Source organism: Paranoxybacillus vitaminiphilus (assembly GCF_003259935.1).
GTDB lineage: Bacteria > Bacillota > Bacilli > Bacillales > Anoxybacillaceae > Paranoxybacillus > Paranoxybacillus vitaminiphilus.
The window spans coordinates 1-1,155 of the sequence record NZ_QLMH01000057.1 but is presented as its reverse complement, the minus strand read 5'-3'; the positions used below and the strand labels follow the sequence as shown (position 1 = coordinate 1,155).

The window sequence follows — 1,155 nt, the reverse complement described above, 5'->3', positions numbered from 1 at the left end:
CTTTTATACATTGCCGTATCTTTAGTGCTAACAGGGATTGTTCCGTATGATCAATTAGGCGTAAAAAATCCTGTTGCCTTCGCATTGAGCTACATCAATCAAGACTGGGTAGCCGGATTTATTTCATTAGGCGCAATTACAGGTATTACAACCGTACTGCTTGTTATGCTATACAGCCAAACCCGTTTGTTTTATGCGATTAGCCGCGACGGCTTGTTGCCTAAAGTATTTTCTAAAGTTAGTGAACGGAAAAAGGTGCCGCTTATCAATACATGGTTAGTTGGTTCATTTGCAGCGTTTTTTGCTGGCGTACTTCCTCTAAATAAACTTGCGGAATTAACGAACATCGGAACATTGTTTGCCTTTATGACTGTATCCATTGGCGTATTAATTTTACGGAAAACACAACCAAACTTAAAACGCGCATTTAAAGTTCCGATGGTTCCGCTCATTCCTTTGTTGGCTGTTGCATTTTGCGGTTATTTAGTTCTTCAATTGCCGGCAACAACATGGCTTAGCTTCGCTGCATGGCTATTTATCGGGATTGTTATTTACTTCTTGTATGGCCGCAAGAATAGCACGCTTAATGATATTGAGAATGTTGAAAAAAAAGTTGGCTAAATTTATAAGAGGCTGTCCCAAAGCAAAGTGTCAGACCACACAGCACAATATATAGGACATAAATGAACTATATATTGTGAAATGCACGTGAGGTCAGATACTTATGGGTCAGCCCTTTTTTCTTTTAAAATGTGGGAAATATGTTTAGGGTGAATAGTAATGGTGTTTAATTCTCAACCTACTCAATAGTAAGCTGAAGTTTTCCTGATTTCATTCAATTTTTTAGTAAAGTATTAAAAAATGAAAAATGAAGAAAATAAAGGATTTTTAAGTTTTCTTTCATTTTAGAACTTTACAATAATTAAAAAGTATTGTAGAATTTTTCTACAATGTTCTTCATCAAACGACAAAAAACGACAAGGAGAGACATTATATGAGTTTGTTTCGAAAAAAGTCTATTGATGTTCTTCTGAAAGAAACAGGCGCCAAAGGTGTGTCTTTGAAAAAAGAGTTAGGAGCATTTGACTTAACGATGCTCGGGATTGGCGCGATCATCGGTACAGGAATCTTCGTCTTAACAGGAGTTGCGGCTTC

The 1,155-nt window shown here is 36.8% G+C and carries 1 protein-coding gene and 1 pseudogene; both read left to right on the top strand.

Annotated features, from left to right (window positions below; translation table 11 throughout):
* Nucleotides 1-621, top strand: a 621-nt coding sequence (locus B0I26_RS18070; RefSeq protein ID WP_146612835.1) for an APC family permease, incomplete at its 5' end; no start/stop codon positions are given.
* A 373-nt stretch (nt 622-994) separates the two neighbouring features.
* A pseudogene (locus tag B0I26_RS18065) lies at nt 995-1,155 on the top strand (amino acid permease); the annotation flags it as partial.